General features: G+C 47.4%; 16 protein-coding genes. 12 read left to right on the top strand and 4 right to left on the bottom strand.

The annotated features are described in order from the left end of the window. The first annotated feature begins 71 nt into the window (after positions 1 to 71). Together trkA and RH45_RS07110 are read left to right on the top strand one after the other, a co-directional pair. Complete coding sequence (gene trkA / locus RH45_RS07115) at positions 72 to 1,448, top strand: Trk system potassium transporter TrkA (protein ID WP_008075531.1); 1,377 nt, start codon at positions 72 to 74, stop codon at positions 1,446 to 1,448. A gap of 10 nt (positions 1,449 to 1,458) precedes the next feature. Next, positions 1,459 to 2,904, top strand: coding sequence for a TrkH family potassium uptake protein (locus RH45_RS07110; RefSeq protein WP_008075529.1), 1,446 nt, complete (start codon positions 1,459 to 1,461; stop codon positions 2,902 to 2,904). Here RH45_RS07110 and trhA read toward each other — a convergent pair. Both trhA and RH45_RS07100 read right to left on the bottom strand, forming a co-directional pair. After that, on the bottom strand, positions 2,901 to 3,554 hold the full coding sequence (gene trhA / locus RH45_RS07105; protein ID WP_008075528.1) for a PAQR family membrane homeostasis protein TrhA: 654 nt from the start codon (positions 3,552 to 3,554) through the stop codon (positions 2,901 to 2,903). The two genes, RH45_RS07110 and trhA, sit on opposite strands and share 4 nt — an antisense overlap. An 88-nt stretch (positions 3,555 to 3,642) precedes the next feature. Continuing rightward, entirely contained in the window at positions 3,643 to 4,440 is a 798-nt protein-coding gene (locus RH45_RS07100) for a sporulation protein (RefSeq protein WP_008075527.1), read from the bottom strand. Positions 4,441 to 4,747: 307 nt separating this feature from the next. On the opposite strand from RH45_RS07100, the gene RH45_RS23520 reads away from it, so the two are divergent. The 5 genes from RH45_RS23520 (at position 4,748) to RH45_RS07080 (ending at position 8,640) form a co-directional block, all read left to right on the top strand. Beyond that, complete coding sequence (locus RH45_RS23520) at positions 4,748 to 4,915, top strand: hypothetical protein (RefSeq protein WP_008075526.1); 168 nt, start codon at positions 4,748 to 4,750, stop codon at positions 4,913 to 4,915. 98 nt (positions 4,916 to 5,013) lie between these two features. Next, a complete protein-coding gene (locus RH45_RS07095) occupies positions 5,014 to 5,280 on the top strand; it encodes a YihD family protein (protein WP_008075525.1) in 267 nt (88 codons plus the stop codon). 245 nt (positions 5,281 to 5,525) lie between these two features. Further along, on the top strand, positions 5,526 to 6,944 hold the full coding sequence (ccoG, locus tag RH45_RS07090) for a cytochrome c oxidase accessory protein CcoG (RefSeq protein WP_008075524.1): 1,419 nt from the start codon (positions 5,526 to 5,528) through the stop codon (positions 6,942 to 6,944). A gap of 57 nt (positions 6,945 to 7,001) precedes the next feature. Next, positions 7,002 to 7,988: a serine/threonine protein kinase gene (locus RH45_RS07085; RefSeq protein ID WP_008075523.1), complete on the top strand. Its 987-nt coding sequence runs from the start codon at positions 7,002 to 7,004 to the stop codon at positions 7,986 to 7,988. Between the two features lie 49 nt (positions 7,989 to 8,037). After that, positions 8,038 to 8,640 carry a thiol:disulfide interchange protein DsbA/DsbL gene (locus RH45_RS07080; protein WP_008075522.1) on the top strand — a complete coding sequence of 201 codons (603 nt, stop codon included), beginning with the start codon at positions 8,038 to 8,040 and terminating at the stop codon, positions 8,638 to 8,640. A 39-nt stretch (positions 8,641 to 8,679) separates the two neighbouring features. Here RH45_RS07080 and RH45_RS07075 read toward each other — a convergent pair whose 3' ends face one another. Further along, the gene (locus tag RH45_RS07075) at positions 8,680 to 9,564 is read right to left on the bottom strand and encodes an acyltransferase (RefSeq protein WP_008075520.1); all 885 of its coding nucleotides are present in this window, start codon (positions 9,562 to 9,564) and stop codon (positions 8,680 to 8,682) included. A 168-nt stretch (positions 9,565 to 9,732) separates the two neighbouring features. On the opposite strand from RH45_RS07075, the gene RH45_RS07070 reads away from it, so the two are divergent. Further along, positions 9,733 to 10,719, top strand: coding sequence for a DUF2860 domain-containing protein (locus RH45_RS07070; protein ID WP_008075519.1), 987 nt, complete (start codon positions 9,733 to 9,735; stop codon positions 10,717 to 10,719). A gap of 32 nt (positions 10,720 to 10,751) precedes the next feature. On the opposite strand, the gene RH45_RS07065 is transcribed toward RH45_RS07070, so the two are convergent. Continuing rightward, positions 10,752 to 12,278 (bottom strand): YifB family Mg chelatase-like AAA ATPase, encoded by a 1,527-nt coding sequence (locus RH45_RS07065; RefSeq protein ID WP_008075518.1) that lies wholly within the window; start codon positions 12,276 to 12,278, stop codon positions 10,752 to 10,754. Between the two features lie 479 nt (positions 12,279 to 12,757). Between RH45_RS07065 and ilvG the strand changes: the two genes are divergently transcribed. The 4 genes from ilvG to ilvD are packed head-to-tail and all read left to right on the top strand — an operon-like array spanning position 12,758 to position 17,521. Next, a complete protein-coding gene (gene ilvG, locus RH45_RS07060; RefSeq protein ID WP_008075517.1) occupies positions 12,758 to 14,404 on the top strand; it encodes an acetolactate synthase 2 catalytic subunit in 1,647 nt (548 codons plus the stop codon). A 1-nt stretch (position 14,405) separates the two neighbouring features. After that, entirely contained in the window at positions 14,406 to 14,690 is a 285-nt protein-coding gene (gene ilvM / locus RH45_RS07055) for an acetolactate synthase 2 small subunit (protein ID WP_008075516.1), read from the top strand. A gap of 11 nt (positions 14,691 to 14,701) precedes the next feature. Then, positions 14,702 to 15,649: a branched-chain-amino-acid transaminase gene (ilvE, locus tag RH45_RS07050; RefSeq protein WP_008075515.1), complete on the top strand. Its 948-nt coding sequence runs from the start codon at positions 14,702 to 14,704 to the stop codon at positions 15,647 to 15,649. A gap of 30 nt (positions 15,650 to 15,679) precedes the next feature. Beyond that, positions 15,680 to 17,521 carry a dihydroxy-acid dehydratase gene (gene ilvD, locus RH45_RS07045; protein WP_008075512.1) on the top strand — a complete coding sequence of 614 codons (1,842 nt, stop codon included), beginning with the start codon at positions 15,680 to 15,682 and terminating at the stop codon, positions 17,519 to 17,521. Positions 17,522 to 17,523 lie beyond the last annotated feature (2 nt).

Below are 17,523 nucleotides of genomic sequence, written 5' to 3'. Positions count from 1 at the left end.
CCGCTATTTCATTGCAACGAATAAAAACTTAAGCTGTTATCGAATAAGCGAAGCGAACAAAGAGAAAAGCTATGAAAATCATCATTCTTGGCGCAGGTCAGGTTGGCGGCACTTTGGCTGAAAACTTGGTCGGAGAGAACAACGACATTACTATCGTTGACCGAGATAATGACCGCCTTAGAGAGCTGCAAGACAAGTACGACTTGCGGGTTGTCCATGGCCATGCCAGCCACCCTGATTCTTTGCGTGAAGCAGGGGCGCAAGATGCCGATATGTTGGTCGCGGTAACCAATACCGACGAAACCAATATGGCGGCTTGTCAGGTTGCTTTCTCATTGTTCAACACGCCAAATCGTATTGCCCGAATCCGTTCACCGCAGTATTTGTCTGAAAAAGAAGCCTTATTCCAGTCAGGTGCGGTACCGGTTGACCATCTCATTGCTCCAGAAGAGCTAGTCACTAGCTACATTGAACGCCTGATTCAATACCCAGGTGCATTGCAAGTAGTGAGTTTCGCAGAGCAAAAAGTGAGCCTAGTGGCAGTAAAAGCCTATTATGGTGGCCCACTGGTAGGGAATGCTCTATCGACACTGCGTGAGCACATGCCTCACATCGATACTCGAGTTGCTGCGATTTTCCGTCAAGGTCGACCGATTCGCCCACAAGGCACCACCATCATCGAAGCCGATGATGAAGTCTTCTTTGTTGCTGCCAGCAACCACATTCGCTCGGTGATGAGTGAGCTGCAACGCCTCGAAAAACCTTATCGTCGCATTATGATTGTCGGTGGCGGTAACATTGGTGCCAGCTTAGCCAAACGCCTAGAGCAAACCTACAGCGTTAAGCTGATTGAACGCAGCTATCAGCGTGCAGAAAAACTGTCTGAAGAGCTAGAAAACACCATAGTGTTCTGTGGTGACGCTGCGGACCAAGAGCTTCTCAGTGAAGAGAACGTCGATCAGGTCGACGTGTTCATTGCACTGACCAACGAAGACGAAACCAATATCATGTCCGCCATGCTAGCCAAACGCATGGGAGCGAAAAAGGTCATGGTGCTGATCCAACGTGGCGCATACGTAGACTTAGTCCAAGGCGGGGTGATTGATGTCGCCATTTCTCCACAGCAAGCGACTATTTCAGCGCTACTGACTCACGTTCGTCGTGCCGATATCGTTAACGTATCATCCCTACGTCGTGGGGCTGCAGAAGCGATCGAAGCCATTGCCCACGGGGACGAAACAACCTCGAAAGTTGTTGGCCGCGCGATCGGAGACATCAAACTACCGCCAGGTACAACCATAGGTGCGATTGTTCGAGGTGAAGAAGTCTTAATTGCTCATGACCGAACCATTATTGAACAGGATGATCACGTGGTGATGTTCCTCGTTGATAAAAAATACGTGCCTGACGTGGAAACCTTATTCCAACCGAGTCCGTTCTTCCTCTAGGATAGACATCATGGTTAACTTCCGTCCTGTTCTGTTCGTCATAGGGCTAGTGCTCTCTAAGCTAGCCTTATTTATGTATGTTCCAACATTGGTTGCTTTTTTTTCTGGTACTCCCGGGTTTCTCGAGTTTGGCCAAGCTGTACTGATCACGCATATCGCCGCATTCGCTTGTTTAAGTGTTGGCAGGACAACGCGATTTAAGCTCAGTGTGCGCGATATGTTCCTCATTACCAGTTTGGTGTGGACCATTGCGAGCGCCTTTGCCGCCCTCCCCTTTGTGTTTATCAACCACATTAGCTTTACCGACGCCTACTTTGAAACCATGTCTGGTATCACAACCACCGGATCTACCGTGCTCAGTGGTCTGGATAATATGGCACCAAGTATCTTACTGTGGCGCTCAATTTTGCAATGGCTAGGCGGTATTGGCTTCATTGTGATGGCGGTTGCCGTATTACCTATGCTGAATGTCGGTGGTATGAAATTGTTCCATACCGAATCTTCAGATTGGTCGGATAAAAGCAGCCCCAGAGCAAAAACAGTGGCCAAGAACATCATGTCAGTCTATCTCGTCCTGACTATGCTGTGCTTACTCGGTTTTCTGTTGACTGGCATGAACTTGTTTGAAGCCATTAACCACTCGTTTACCACACTTTCAACCGGGGGTTACTCCACCTCTGATGGTTCAATGAACCACTTTTCCAACGGTGCTCATTGGGTTGCGACCTTGTTTATGTTTTTGGGTGGATTGCCTTTCTTACTGTTTGTGTCCGCTATTCGTAAACGCCGCCTCGACGAATTGCTTTCCGACGCGCAAGTTCGCGGCTTTAGCTTGCTGTTTCTGGTAAGCAGTTCGGTGATTGCAGCCTGGTTAGTAATTCGTGATGGCTACACAGTGCTTGATGCTCTGAGAGTATCGATGTTCAACATTGTCTCTGTGGTGACCACTACGGGGTTTGGCCTTGAAGATTTTACGGCCTGGGGAGCACTGCCAACAACACTATTCGCGTTTTTGATGATGGCAGGGGCTTGTTCTGGTTCAACGTCGGGCGGGATTAAAATTTTCCGTTTCCAAATCGCGATTACGCTGCTCAACAAACAAATGATGAAGCTGATTCACCCGTCTGGTGTATTCGTTCAGCGTTATAACCGCCGTCCGGTCAACGACGATATTGTTCGCTCTATTGTCGCATTCGGCTTGATGTTTTTTATTACCATCATCGTCATTGCGGGTTGCCTCAGCGCCATGGGGCTAGATCCTATCACCAGTATTTCAGGTGCCATCACTGCCGTGGCAAACGTCGGCCCAGGAATGGGCTCAGTCATTGGGCCAACGGGAAATTTCGCTCCTCTACCCGATGCTGCCAAATGGATTCTTAGCTTGGGGATGCTAATGGGACGCTTAGAAATTTTGACTCTACTGGTGCTGTTTTTCCCTGCTTTTTGGCGTCGTTAAATAGGCTCAACGTACAAGTAAATCGCGAAGAAATGGCAGGCACATCCCGCTAGTACAAAGCCGTGCCAAATCGCATGATTATAAGGAATGCGCTTCGCGACATAGAACACCACGCCAAGCGAATAAATCACTCCGCCGAGCGCCAGCAGGGTTAAGCCACCGACATCTAGGTTAAGTGCCAGTTGGTATATCACCACGAGGGATAACCACCCCATCATAAGATAAGTGACAAGAGAGAGCTTTTTAAAGCGATAGACAAACGCCACCTTCATGATGATACCGATCAGCGCAATGCTCCAAATCACTATCATTAAGCCAATCGCTAAGGGTGTACGCAAACTTACCAGCAAAAATGGGGTGTAACTGCCCGCTATGAGTAGGTAAATCGCGCAATGGTCGAAGGTTTTCAATGCCCGTTTTGCCCTTCGGTAGGGAATAGCATGGTACAAGGTCGACGCCAAAAACAGCACTATCATGCTGCTGCCATATACGCTCATACTGGTAATCGTCAGGGCATCTGCATTGTGATCAATGGCTTTGAACAATAGCAACACCAAGCCGACAATCCCCAGCACCATACCTAGCCCATGCGTCACCGAGTTGGCTATTTCTTCTTTAAAGCTATATTGAGAGGATTCGCTTGCGGACATAATTGTGCCTACTCTGGCATTTGAATAATTACTCCAGAGTATGGCACATTCAGCTTACACTTGTAAGCTTAAAATTATTAACCTTAGGTTAAGAGTGGCTGTCGAGGTAGTTCAGTACTTGCTCTCCAGCCTGTTGGGCCGACGTATGCAAAGGAATCACCAACTCGCGTTTTAGTTGCCCAATGCCTAATAAGCTGGCCAGCATGCCTTTTGCGCCTTCGCGATGGCGATCAATTTCGAACCACATTTGCAACGAATCTTCGGTACGATACGCAACCATTTCAAGCTCGCGCCAACGACCATGAAACGGCCCCGTAGTCGGAACAAACTCAAACTCTTGAACAAATGGCATAGCAAAACCATCAACCTGTTCGCACTCGACCTGACGAATACGCAACCCCTGCTCTTCTAACGCCGTAAAAATGCCATCTAACAAAGGGTCTGGGCGGACGGTTAGAATGTCTTTATCGCTCGGGTCTTTTGCCATTGCGATATCAAGGCCAGTTTCCAACCAAACTTTAGAATCACCAATTGTTACCGGTGTATTCCACGGTACATCCAGCTCTACATCAAAGGTCCTTTCTTGACTCGGTTCAATTGTAAAGGCATAGGGCAGTTTCCATTGCGCCAATACATAGCTTGCAGGAACACGGCGCATGCGACCCGCATTGCTGGCATTTTTATCGTGATTTGCTGGCACTTCCTTAATGTAGCGACAATACAATTTAAGCTCGATGTTATCGATGTCTTGCTCGCTTGAGCCACCATATACATGAATAGTGACATTCACTTTCTGCCCTGGGTAGAGCACTTCTTGCTGCAGTACGGAATCTACTTTGGCAGAGCCTACTCCAAAACTCGCGAGGGTTTTCTTGAAAAACGACATATCTTCCTCCTTGGCAATCTGCACCACTAATATGCTTAAAGTAACATACTAATCTGGGTCACTGTCTTACTACTGCAACGCCACTCACAGAATTACGGCTTATACGACTAAGGACGTAGCCAATAGCTATCGATCAAACCGCGGCGAGATGCTAACCTAATCAGTGATATGCATGCATATCATTATTCCTGAAGCATTATTTGGATTGGCGAGAGCCAGAAGAGCCACCCTTCAGCGATGAAGCTCAACTCATAACGCTTCAGGCCATTACTTTGGCAATGGATATGCCTGACAGTTAGGTAAATTAATGCGCCCAACAGCAGTCAGGTTTTCGCACACCAACCGTAGTGCGATGCGCCGCCGCAGTGGCTTTGTTGCTGCACCAACGGCAAAAAAGACTACCCCTGCAATGACTTTAGTTGAAAAGACCGCCATCATGGCATCTGCTCCAGCTAAAATCGTTAAAGCGGCATAATTAAAAAGCGCAGTCTTTACTGCGCTTTTTTCTTAACTCAAAAAGACCGATCTGATACCTTAACCGACAAATCATTATAAATATTGTGGAGAAAGAAAATGAAATGTCACCGCATTGAGGAGCTGATCGAGCTACTAGAGCCAGAATGGCAGAAAGACCAAGATCTTAACTTACTTCAAATGTTAGTAAAATTGGCGCAGGAAGCAGGTTACCAAGGTAAGCTGGAAGATCTCACTGACGATGTGCTTATCTACCATCTCAAAATGCGTAACAGCGCAAAAGACGAAATGATCCCAGGCCTTAAAAAAGACCAAGAAGATGATTTTAAAACCGCCATATTACGCGCACGCGGCATCATCGACTGATCAATAAGTGACGATAAGGCGACCTCTGGTCGCCTTTTTTATACTCAAACAATCACATAAGCGATAACTGTTAGGTCATTTATTCATAAAACTGTACTGACCTTTGTTGTTAAAGGTTGATAGCCTTAAAGAAATAAAATTGTTATTGCGTATATAATCGCCGTCCATAAGTTTTTACTAAAATAGCAATGTCTACAGAGTGTGAAGCCAATAAATCACACCATTAAGCCTAAGAAGGAAGCTTCATGAGTCAGGATAAAATCGATATCAAAGATGTGACTCCCAAAACCTTTAACCCGAAAACCCATAAAACCAAAGGGGATCGGTTTAATCCTAGTAATCGCATTTATGTACGTGAGAGCAAAGGCACTTTCCAGACTTTGCGTCGATACGGTGGTTGGTTCTTGTTGGTATTATTTGCCGCAATCCCATGGATTCCGTATGGCGATCGCCAAGCCATTTTGCTCGATATTGGTAACCAACAGTTCAACTTCATCGGTACCACCCTATACCCGCAAGATCTCACGCTACTTGCTCTGCTCTTTATGATCGCGGCTTTTGCTCTGTTTTTCATCACCACCTTTTTAGGCCGTGTTTGGTGTGGTTACCTGTGTCCACAAACCGTTTGGACCTTCATGTACATCTGGTTTGAAGAAAAACTGGAAGGCAGCGCAAACAAGCGTCGCAAGCAAGACTCCAACAAACTGACAGCAAACCTCGCGATGCGCAAAGCAGCAAAACACGCAGCCTGGATCGCTATCGCCATTGCTACGGGCCTGACGTTTGTGGGTTATTTTGTGCCAGTTAAACAGCTCGTGGTAGGTTTCTTCACCTTTGACGCCGACTTTTGGCCTGTGTTCTGGGTGCTGTTTTTTGCTGGTTGTACATACGCTAATGCGGGTTGGATGCGCTCTATTGTTTGTGTTCACATGTGCCCTTATGCGCGCTTCCAATCAGCCATGTTTGATAAAGATACCTTCATCGTCGGCTATAACACCAAACGCGGAGAAACTCGTGGGCCACGCTCACGTAAAGCCGATCCAAAAGCACTTGGCCTTGGTGATTGTATCGACTGTGATTTGTGTGTTCAGGTTTGTCCTACGGGGATCGATATTCGAGACGGTCTACAGTACGAATGCATCAACTGCGGTGCCTGTATCGATGCCTGTGATAAAACCATGGAACGTATGGGATATGACAAAGGCCTAATCAGCTACACCACAGAACACCGCCTGTCAGGTAAACACACCAAAGTGTTACGACCTAAGCTCCTTGGTTATGGCGCCGTACTGTTGGTAATGATCGGGCTCTTCTTTGCCCAAATTGCCGCCGTTGACCCCGCTGGTCTCAGCGTTCTTCGCGACCGCAACCAACTTTTCCGCGTCAATAGTGCCGGTGAGGTAGAGAATACCTACACACTAAAAGTGATCAACAAAACGCAGCAAACTCAGCAATATCAGCTCAATGTTGAAGGATTGGGTGATGTGTCTTGGTATGGCAAACAAACCGTGCAAGTTGCTCCGGGCGAAGTATTGAGCCTGCCGATGAGTTTGGGGGTCAATCCAGACAATCTTGATTCTTCAGTTTCCAAGATTCAGTTTATACTGTCGGATAGCGAAGACTTCACTATTGAGGTAGAAAGCCGCTTTATTAAGAAACTCTAAGCGCGCTCCACACTCACAAATATGGAAAGAGGCTCAGCAATGAGCCTCTTTTATTTTATGACTCAACACGCTTTTAATTTTGACGCCTTAACGCCTGATTTTATGTGGTATGCCCTCGAAAGTATCGGCATTCGCGCAGAGTCCGGCTTCTTAGCCCTCAATAGCTACGAAAACCGCGTATACCAATTTACCGATGAAGAGCGCCAACGCTACGTCGTCAAGTTCTACCGACCTGAGCGTTGGAGCCAAGAACAAATTCAGGAAGAGCACGATTTTACTCTGGAGCTCATTGACGCCGAAATCCCAGTGGCCCCGCCCATCCTGAACAACGGTCAATCACTGCATCAATATCAGGGTTACCTATTCGCCCTGTTTGCCAGTGTGGGAGGCCGTCAATTCGAGGTCGATAATCTTGAACAACTCGAGGGCGTCGGTCGCTTTCTAGGCCGCATTCATAAGGTCGGTGCCAAACGCCGTTTCCAACATAGACCGACCATTAGTCTCGAAGAGTACTTACATCAACCACGTAAACTGCTTGAGAATTCTCCATTTATCCCAATGCATTTAGAGAACGCTTTTTTTAATGACCTCGATCTGCTGATCACGTCTTTGCAACAGTACTGGAGTGACTCAAACCAAATCATTCGCCTGCATGGCGACTGTCACCCAGGCAACATCCTATGGCGCGATGGCCCCATGTTTGTCGACCTAGACGACTCAAGAAATGGCCCAGCCGCCCAAGATTTGTGGATGTTGCTCAACGGAGAAAGAGCTGACAAGCTGATGCAGTTGGATATTCTGTTAGAGTCTTACCAAGAATTCAGTGACTTTGATTCTAACGAATTGAAACTTATTGAGCCTTTACGTGGTCTACGTATGGTGCACTATATGGCATGGTTAGCAAAACGGTGGCAGGATCCGGCATTTCCACTCGCTTTTCCTTGGTTTGATGATCCAAAATATTGGGAAAGTCAGGTACTCGCGTTTAAAGAACAGATCTCAGCCCTGAATGAGCCCCCGCTTTCCCTGATGCCTCAGTGGTAAAGATAAAATAATGGCAGCAAGCCAAACAACGACAAACATGGAGTCAACAATGAAAAAGGTGTTTGCACTATTTGCAACGTTAATGCTGAGCGTAACGGCTCATGCTGCACAATTTAAGGAAGGTGAGCATTATAAGGTTCTCGATCTCGAAGCATCGAAAAAACCAACCGTCACCGAGTTCTTCTCGTTTTTCTGCCCACACTGCAATACGTTTGAACCGATCATTCAGCAGCTAAAAGCGCAACTCCCTGAAGACGCTAAGTTCCAAAAGAACCATGTTTCCTTCATGGGTGGCAACATGGGAGAGTCCATGAGCAAAGCGTATGCAACCATGATTGTTCTAAAAGTCGAAGATAAGATGACGCCTGTACTGTTTAATCGTATCCATAATATGCGCAAAGCGCCGAAGAATGATGAAGAGCTGCGCCAAATCTTCCTGGATGAAGGGGTTGATGCGAAGAAATTCGATGCAGCATTTAAAGGCTTCGCGGTAGATTCTATGGTACGTCGCTTTGATAAACAGTTTAAGAATAGCGGTCTATCGGGCGTTCCAGCCGTTGTAGTGAACAACAAATACCTCGTTCAAGCTCAAGGCCTAGCCACGATCGATGAATACTTCGACTTAGTAAACTTCCTACTGACAAAGAAGTAAACCAGAACGAAAAAAGGGAGCGAACCGCTCCCTTTTTGGTTATTTGTGGTTATGAATCTGTTTAAGCAAATCATCTTTTTCTTGCCACACACTACCGAGCCACTGCTGAAACTGACGCTTGAATGGCTTATCTTTGAAATAATCCCCTCGCACCTGCGCATCAACCGGCAGTACTTTAATTCGAACGACCACTTTCGTCATTCGCCCCATTAACATATCCCGAAACGGCTTGCCGGTATTTTGCGGATACGCGAGGGTCACATCAATAATGCTCTCAAACTGATCCCCCATCGCCGCTAATGTATAAGCAATACCACCCGTTTTCGGTTGCAGCAGATATTCATAACCCGCTTTGCTTTTGCGCTGCTTGTCTTGCGTGAAACGTGTGCCTTCTACGTAGTTAACTACTGTCGTCGGCGTATATTTAAACTTCTCACAAGAACGGCGCGTCGTCTCTAAATCCTTACCACGCATTTCTGGGTGGCGAATCAAATATTCACGTGAATAACGGCGCATGAACGGCATATCCAATGCCCAGCAAGCCATTCCAATAAAAGGAACGTATAACAACTGTTGCTTGAGGAAGAACTTTGGCATCGGAATGCGATCTTTAAATACGCAACAAAGAACAACGATGTCTGTCCAGCTGAGATGGTTACTTATCATCAAGTACCAACCGTCTTTCTTTAGCTCGTCGCCGCCTTGAATATCCCATTCAACCTTGTTGAATAGAGCTAATATCAAAGCGTTATTCGTCGCCCAGAGCCACATCATTTTGTTGGCGAGTGTGGTTGCTTTCGCTTTTAATGTCGCTGTAGGTAGCAATATTTTTAATAATGCGATGAAACAAATAGCCAGAGAGCAAAGCGCCGAATTTAGGGCCACCAGCACAACATTAAGAATAAGAATTAAATATGCCAACATAAGGAGTAATAATGAGATCCGGATAAAATTTACAAAGATTCATTTATGAATAATAAAACAGCGTGTAATTATACAAGTCCGCAAGCACATTGGAATATTTGTCGCTATGGTCAGATTAGTTAGTTTAGACAGAGACTGTGGCTATTAATCTCAAGTAGGGAAAACTGCATGAAAAAAGCACTCTCGGCACTCACCTTGTCAATGTTCGTAACGCCTGCATTAGCACAACTCTCTGAGCAAGCAGGGTTTAGTGGTGAAATCAGTTTGAATGCCGGATACACAACTTCAACGTCAAATTTTAATACCTCCGGTGACAAAACTATAGACAGTGTTAACCAAGATCCAGAGCAGGAAAGTGGCTTTCTTGCAGCCCCACTCGGCAATCTGGCTTACACCTTTGGCGAGTCACTCAACCAACAAGTTTATGCAGGTATGTCACGGGAAGATATTGCTGTGGGTACGGTGGCATTAGAAGTCGGCTATAAATACCAGTTGGGCTCGGGCACTATTATCGATGTCTCGCTCTTGCCAACGATAATGTCTGGAGAAACATGGGAAGATCCTTTCTTGACCGGTTCACGCCGCAGCACCACTGAAGAAAGGGGCAACGCGTTTCGCCTTAAACTAAGCAATATCTTCACACCCGGCTTCAACCTCGATATGGCCTATGCTACCAAAGACATTGAAGACGAAGCGTCCGGTACTAGCAACTCAGAATTGCAAGACGGTGAAGAGAAACTATTAGAACGTAATAGTCATTCGTACTACCTCAAAGGCAGTTACCGACTTCCGCTTGACCGTACTACCTTCCTACAACCATCTGTTACGTACATCAAAACGGAAGCCGACGGCGAGGCAAATTCACTGACCTCACTCGGAGGGGAGATCTCTCTATTCAAAGTGATCAATCGCCATCAGTTTGCTCTCACCGCGGGCTATACCAATCGCGCTTACGACAAACAGAATCCACTGTATGACAAAACTCGTGATGAGAACCAGTTGAGCTTGTTTGCGGCGTATGAATACCAGCACTTTATGGGTTGGCAAAACTGGTCTCTGATCGGTCTCGCAGGCTATGGAGCAAACAACGCAAACATTGGTTTCTATGACAATCAGGAGTCATTGCTTTCTGTCGGTATCAACTATCACTTCTGATACTAACTAAGCCCGTAAAGTTGCGGGCTTTTCTACACCGCTTGAGCAGTGAGTTGCTTCAACAACCGATCCATTGAGCGATAACCAAGCGCTTCAGCAAGATGGCTACGGTTGATCTGATCCACTCCTTCCAAATCCGCAATCGTACGAGCAACCTTAATGATTCGATGGTAAGCCCGAATAGATAAGCCCAATCTGTGCAAGGCACTCTCTAAAAACTGGGCATCGGGCTTTTCCAATGGGCAGTAACGCTCAATTTCACGACTTCCCAGTAACGCATTAACTTTATTGGCTCGTGCTAGCATTCGTTGACGCGCCAAAGCAACGCGATGCTTAACTTGCTCCGTACTCTCTCCCCGATCACCTCCTTCCGCTAATGTTCCTTTAGGAAGCGCAGGGATCTCTAAAGACATATCAAAACGATCAAGCAGCGGGCCAGAAAGACGGCTTAAATAGCGTAAGATAACTTGAGGATTCAAACGTGCTTGGTTGCCTTCGTAGTACCCCGTTGGGCTAGGATTCAATGCGCCAACGAGCTGAAAGCGGGCTGGGAAGCGAGTCTTACCTTGGGCCCGGGAGATAATAATTTCTCCAGACTCCAGTGGCTCACGCAAAGAATCGAGCGCCTTACGTTCAAACTCTGGCATTTCATCGAGAAAGAGTAAGCCATTGTGAGCTAGGGAGATTTCCCCTGGCCGCGGAACAGATCCACCTCCAACCAGCGCCGCCATAGAGCTGGAATGGTGAGGCGAGCGAAACGGGCGTTGCTTCCAGTTTGATGCATTGATTTCTTGCTGAGTCAGCGAGGCAACAGAAGCGGTCTCCATTGCTTCATCATCGGTCATTTCTGGCAATAAGTCACACAGCCTTGAGGCCAACATGGTTTTGCCTGTACCGGGAGGTCCAAGAAAAAGTAGATTGTGATTTCCCGCCGCCGCAATTTCTAACGCTCGCTTACCCTGCTGCTGACCGATGATATCCTGTAAGTCGCGCGTTGAGGTAACATTCGCAGTGTACTTAGCCTCCCCCTGAAAAAGCCCCAGCGGTTGCTGACCACATAATGCCGCGCAAACTTCGACTAAGCTGCTGGCCGACTTATGAAGACCTTCACCCACTAACGCAGCTTGACTGCCATTATGCTTAGGCACCACTAAACAACGCTGCACTTGTTGTGCCGCTAACGCAGCGGGTAGGACACCTTTAACCCGCCTTAACTCCCCAGATAATGCCAGCTCACCAATGAACTCTTGATCCGCTAAATGCGTGGTCGGGATCTGTTCCGATGCGGCCAGGATGCCTAAAGCAATCGGTAAATCGAAACGTCCGCCCTCTTTTGGCAGATCAGCGGGGGCCAAATTTACGGTAATCCGCTTAGCAGGAAACTCGAAGCGAGAATTAATAATCGCGCTTCTCACCCGATCGCGTGATTCCTTAACCGTCGTTTCGGGCAAACCAACAAGAGTGAAACCGGGCATGCCGTTACTGATATGAACTTCAACCGACACGCTCGGCGCTTGAACGCCTACCGACGCCCGGCTGTAAATAATCGCTAACCCCATAACACCTTCTTACATCGCCACATTATTTATCTCCCTGATAGTTGGATTTATTTGCCATCAGGTTTGTTATATAGCTTGCCTAGTTGCTGAAAGAATGTGAAAAAAGTATGAGTTTTTGCTTGTCATTTAACGGAATTGTATGTTACCACTAGAGACGCAAACAATTTCGTACCAAGATTAGGTACCAAAGCAATAGAAAAGAAAGATGAATATTAACGCCCGCTTCAACGCACTAATTCTCCTGATTATCGTGGTCATTATTGATTCCACGCGGGGGCTAGTGGGCGAAAGATAACCACAGAATTTTTAAAACCCCCGCACTGAAAAGTCCGGGGGTTTTTTTACAACTTACGCTAGAAAATTGAAACAGTGATCATCCTGACCAAAGTCGTTCTTGGTCTTGATGGCGGAAGAAATGGGAGCGCACATGAAGTGCAATGCAACACAACAAAACATGACGGATCACCAAGGAGGTTACGATGACAGGTGCTGAATTAGTCGTAGCCGCGTTAGCTCAACAAGGAATAAAAACGGTTTTTGGTTACCCAGGTGGAGCCATCATGCCAATCTACGATGCGCTATATGATGGTGGTGTTGAACACATCTTATGTCGTCACGAACAAGGTGCTGCAATGGCAGCCATTGGTATGGCTCGTGCGACTCAAGATGTCGCCGTCTGTATGGCAACCTCTGGACCGGGTGCGACCAACCTAGTCACCGGATTAGCCGATGCCTTTATGGACTCGATTCCTCTCGTTGCGATCACCGGTCAGGTTGCTAGCTCCCATATTGGTACTGATGCATTCCAAGAGATGGATGTGATCGGCATGTCGCTGTCCTGTACCAAGCACAGTTATCTGGTTACCGATATCAATGAACTTGCGCCAACCATGGCTGAAGCTTTCGAAGTTGCTAAAACAGGTCGCCCAGGCCCCGTGATTGTCGATATCGCCAAAGACGTCCAGCTTGCTCAAGCTCCCGTAACCACTCTTCCTCCATTTACACCACCCGCTATGCCTGTTGCTAGCTCTGAGGAGATAGCCAACGCTCAAGCACTGTTATCACAAAGCTCGCGCCCGGTATTCTATGTCGGCGGCGGAGTACAGCTTGGTCGAGCAACCGATGCAGTACGAGAGTTTTTGCGTTTAAATCCAATGCCTTCAGTCAGCACCCTGAAAGGATTGGGGACAATTGAACGCCATGACCCACATTACCTGGGTATGTTAGGTATGCACGGAACTAAAGCGGCGAACTTAGTGGTACAAGAGTGTGATCTATTGATCGCTGTGGGCGCCCGTTTTGATGACCGAGTAACTGGTAAATTGGACACCTTTGCTCCCAATGCCAAGGTTATTCACATCGATATCGATGCGGCAGAAATCCATAAGCTACGTACCGCCAATGCCCCTGTCCGAGCAGAGATCCCCAAGGTGCTTCCTCAGTTAGAGTTGACGAAAGATATCACCCCGTGGGTAAAACACAGCGAGAGCCTTCGCAGCGGATTTAAGTGGCGCTATGACCACCCTGGCGATCTGATCTACGCTCCTGGTCTACTGAAGCAGTTATCCGACATGATGCCAGATAGCTCCATTGTCTCTACTGACGTCGGCCAACACCAGATGTGGGCGGCTCAGCATATTCAACCGCGTGATCCACAGAACTTCATCACTTCCGCCGGCCTAGGCACTATGGGCTTTGGTCTACCAGCGGCAATGGGCGCGGCAGTTGCTCGACCTGATGATCAGTCTATCCTTATCACAGGTGATGGTTCATTCATGATGAACATCCAAGAGCTAGGCACGTTAAAGCGTCGCCAAATCCCGGTAAAAGTGGTTTTATTGAATAACCAACGCTTGGGCATGGTGCGTCAATGGCAGTCACTGTTCTTTGATGGTCGCCACAGTGAAACCATCCTTGATGACAACCCAGATTTCGTAATGCTAGCTAAAGCCTTTGATATCCCTGGTAAAACAATCACCAAGAAAGAAGAAGTTGAGCCAGCCCTAAAAGAAATGCTAGAAAGTAAAACGTCATACTTACTTCATGTCTTAATCGATGAAGAAGAAAACGTATGGCCTCTTGTACCACCAGGTGCATCAAACAATGACATGCTGGAGAACACCTAACATGGAAAGATACTTAATCGACATCAAAGCAGACGATAAACCTGTATTGTTAGAGCGTGTTCTTCGCGTCGTTCGTCACCGTGGCTTTATTGTTAAGCAAGTGGCAGGTACACAGAATCACGAAAGTAAAATCGCCAGCGTTGAGATAATCGTCGACAGCGATCGCCCTATCTCCTTCTTAACAAACCAGATAGAGAAACTATGGGACGTACGCACCGTTGAAGTCACGCAAATCGCGCGAGATGAATTACCGAATAACAACTTACAACAAAAGATTTGTGCATAAGGAAGGCAATAATGGCTACAAAAACAGCAGATTACATTTGGTTCAATGGTGAAATGGTTCCGTGGGCAGAGGCAAATGTACACGTGTTAACTCACGCGATGCACTACGGTACCTCAGTATTTGAAGGGGTTCGCTGCTACAACACACCTAAAGGCCCAATTGTCTTCCGCCACTTAGAGCACGCAAAACGCCTTAAAGATTCCGCTAAGATTTACCGCTTCCCTATTCCATACTCCGTTGAAGAGATCATGGAAGCGACACGCGAAACACTGCGTCAAAACAAACTTGATAGCGCCTACATTCGTCCACTAGGTTTCGTCGGTAACGTTGGTCTAGGTGTTTGCCCGCCCGTTGGTACTGAAATGGATCTGATCATTGCGGCTTTCCCTTGGGGCTCGTACCTAGGTGAAGAAGCACTAGAGAAAGGTGTAGATGCCATGATCTCTAGCTGGAACCGCGCTGCACCAAACACAATTCCTACTGCGGCAAAAGCTGGTGGTAATTACCTATCTTCATTACTTGTTGGTGGTGAAGCTCGTCGCCACGGCTACGATGAAGGTATTGCGCTTAGCGTCGATGGTTACCTATCTGAAGGTGCTGGCGAAAACATCTTCGTGGTTAAAGACGGGGTTATCACTACACCACCAGCAACCAGTGCAATCCTACCGGGTATCACTCGCGATTCAATCATGACAATTGCTCGTGATCGCGGCTATGAAGTACGAGAAGCAAACATTGCGCGTGAAGCGCTATACCTAGCAGATGAAGTCTTTATGACAGGTACTGCAGCAGAGGTCGTTCCTGTTGCAACTATCGATAAGATTGAAGTCGGCAGCGGTAAACGTGGCCCAATCACCAAAGAGCTCCAAGAAGCTTACTTCGGCCTATTCAACGGCACCACAGAAGATAAATGGGGTTGGCTAGATTACGTTTACCCACAAGACGCAGACAAAGCTTAAAAAGCACCGGCAAATATAGGAAGTAACACAATGCCAAAATATAGATCAGCAACCACAACACACGGACGCAATATGGCCGGTGCGCGCGCCTTATGGCGTGCTACGGGCGTTAAAGACGAAGATTTCGGTAAACCAATCATCGCGGTAGTTAACTCATTTACCCAGTTTGTACCAGGCCACGTGCACTTAAAAGACATGGGTCAACTGGTTGCCCGCGAGATTGAAAAAGCAGGCGGTATCGCCAAAGAATTCAACACCATCGCGGTCGATGATGGCATCGCAATGGGCCACGGCGGTATGCTTTACTCGCTACCATCTCGTGAGCTGATTGCCGATTCAGTTGAGTACATGGTCAACGCCCACTGTGCCGATGCCATGGTATGTATCTCTAACTGTGACAAAATCACTCCAGGAATGCTAATGGCATCAATGCGCCTAAACATCCCAGTAATTTTTGTCTCTGGTGGTCCAATGGAAGCGGGTAAAACCAAGCTTTCTGACCAGATCATCAAACTCGACCTTGTTGACGCGATGATTCAAGGCGCAGACCCGAAAGTATCGGACGAGCAGAGTGAGCAGATCGAGCGCAGTGCATGTCCGACATGTGGCTCATGTTCAGGTATGTTTACCGCTAACTCAATGAACTGTTTAACCGAAGCGCTAGGTCTTTCTCAGCCAGGTAACGGTTCCATGCTGGCCACTCACGCCGATCGTGAACAGCTATTCCTTAATGCCGGTCGTCGCATTGTTGAACTGACTCGTCGCTACTACGAGCAAGATGACGAATCTGCACTACCACGCAACATTGCAACCTTTGACGCATTCGAAAACGCAATGGCACTGGATATTGCGATGGGTGGTTCTACTAACACAATCCTCCACCTGCTAGCCGCAGCGCAAGAAGGTGAAGTGGATTTCGATATGGAAGATATCGATCGCCTATCTCGCCAAGTTCCACACCTATGTAAAGTCGCACCATCGACTCAGAAATATCATATGGAAGATGTCCACCGCGCAGGTGGTGTAATGGCCATTCTTGGTGAACTTGACCGCGCTGGTCTGCTGCACAATCAAGCGCGCACCGTTCTTGGCCTATCCATGAAAGAGCAGCTCGCTAAATACGACATTATCCAGACCGAAGACGAAGAAGTTTTGAAATTCTTCCGTGCAGGCCCTGCGGGTATCCGTACCACTCAAGCCTTCTCACAAGATTGTCGTTGGGATCGCCTTGATGATGACCGCGCTGAAGGTTGTATCCGCACCAAAGACAATGCCTTCAGCCAAGAAGGTGGTCTAGCGGTACTGTCTGGTAACATCGCCCTTGATGGCTGCATCGTTAAGACTGCAGGTGTTGATGAAAGCATTCATAAATTCACCGGCCCAGCCGTCGTTTTTGAAAGCCAAGAAGATGCAGTTGAAGGCATTCTTGGTGGCAAAGTGAAAGCTGGTGATGTGGTTGTTATCCGTTACGAGGGTCCTAAGGGTGGTCCGGGCATGCAAGAAATGCTCTACCCAACCACTTACCTCAAATCGATGGGGCTTGGTAAAGAGTGTGCCTTACTGACGGATGGTCGCTTCTCTGGTGGTACCTCTGGTCTGTCTATCGGTCACGCTTCTCCAGAAGCAGCCAACGGCGGTGCGATCGGCTTGGTTAAACAAGGCGATATGATCGCTATTGATATTCCAAACCGTTCGATTTCTTTACAAGTTTCAGAACAGGAACTTGCTGAGCGCCGTGCAAAACAAGATGAGTTAGGTTGGAAACCAGTCGACCGTCAACGTGAAGTTTCATTTGCACTAAAAGCGTACGCAAGTATGGCGACCAGTGCTGACAAAGGTGCAGTACGAGACAAATCTAAGCTAGAGGACTAGCT

This window comes from Vibrio sinaloensis DSM 21326, assembly GCF_000189275.1.
In the GTDB taxonomy this organism is placed as follows: Bacteria; Pseudomonadota; Gammaproteobacteria; order Enterobacterales; family Vibrionaceae; genus Vibrio; species Vibrio sinaloensis.
This window is presented reverse-complemented; position numbering and strand designations above follow the sequence as displayed.

Coding starts and splice junctions, on each gene's coding strand:
- trhA (WP_008075528.1), bottom strand. CDS start 3,554: ATGTCCGCAAGCGAATCCTCTCAATATAGCTTTAAAGAAGAAATAGCC.
- RH45_RS07110 (WP_008075529.1), top strand. CDS start 1,459: ATGGTTAACTTCCGTCCTGTTCTGTTCGTCATAGGGCTAGTGCTCTCT.
- ilvD (WP_008075512.1), top strand. CDS start 15,680: ATGCCAAAATATAGATCAGCAACCACAACACACGGACGCAATATGGCC.
- trkA (WP_008075531.1), top strand. CDS start 72: ATGAAAATCATCATTCTTGGCGCAGGTCAGGTTGGCGGCACTTTGGCT.
- ilvM (WP_008075516.1), top strand. CDS start 14,406: ATGGAAAGATACTTAATCGACATCAAAGCAGACGATAAACCTGTATTG.
- RH45_RS07095 (WP_008075525.1), top strand. CDS start 5,014: ATGAAATGTCACCGCATTGAGGAGCTGATCGAGCTACTAGAGCCAGAA.
- RH45_RS07100 (WP_008075527.1), bottom strand. CDS start 4,440: ATGTCGTTTTTCAAGAAAACCCTCGCGAGTTTTGGAGTAGGCTCTGCC.
- ilvG (WP_008075517.1), top strand. CDS start 12,758: ATGACAGGTGCTGAATTAGTCGTAGCCGCGTTAGCTCAACAAGGAATA.
- RH45_RS23520 (WP_008075526.1), top strand. CDS start 4,748: ATGCGCCCAACAGCAGTCAGGTTTTCGCACACCAACCGTAGTGCGATG.
- ilvE (WP_008075515.1), top strand. CDS start 14,702: ATGGCTACAAAAACAGCAGATTACATTTGGTTCAATGGTGAAATGGTT.
- RH45_RS07065 (WP_008075518.1), bottom strand. CDS start 12,278: ATGGGGTTAGCGATTATTTACAGCCGGGCGTCGGTAGGCGTTCAAGCG.
- RH45_RS07080 (WP_008075522.1), top strand. CDS start 8,038: ATGAAAAAGGTGTTTGCACTATTTGCAACGTTAATGCTGAGCGTAACG.
- ccoG (WP_008075524.1), top strand. CDS start 5,526: ATGAGTCAGGATAAAATCGATATCAAAGATGTGACTCCCAAAACCTTT.
- RH45_RS07085 (WP_008075523.1), top strand. CDS start 7,002: ATGACTCAACACGCTTTTAATTTTGACGCCTTAACGCCTGATTTTATG.
- RH45_RS07075 (WP_008075520.1), bottom strand. CDS start 9,564: ATGTTGGCATATTTAATTCTTATTCTTAATGTTGTGCTGGTGGCCCTA.
- RH45_RS07070 (WP_008075519.1), top strand. CDS start 9,733: ATGAAAAAAGCACTCTCGGCACTCACCTTGTCAATGTTCGTAACGCCT.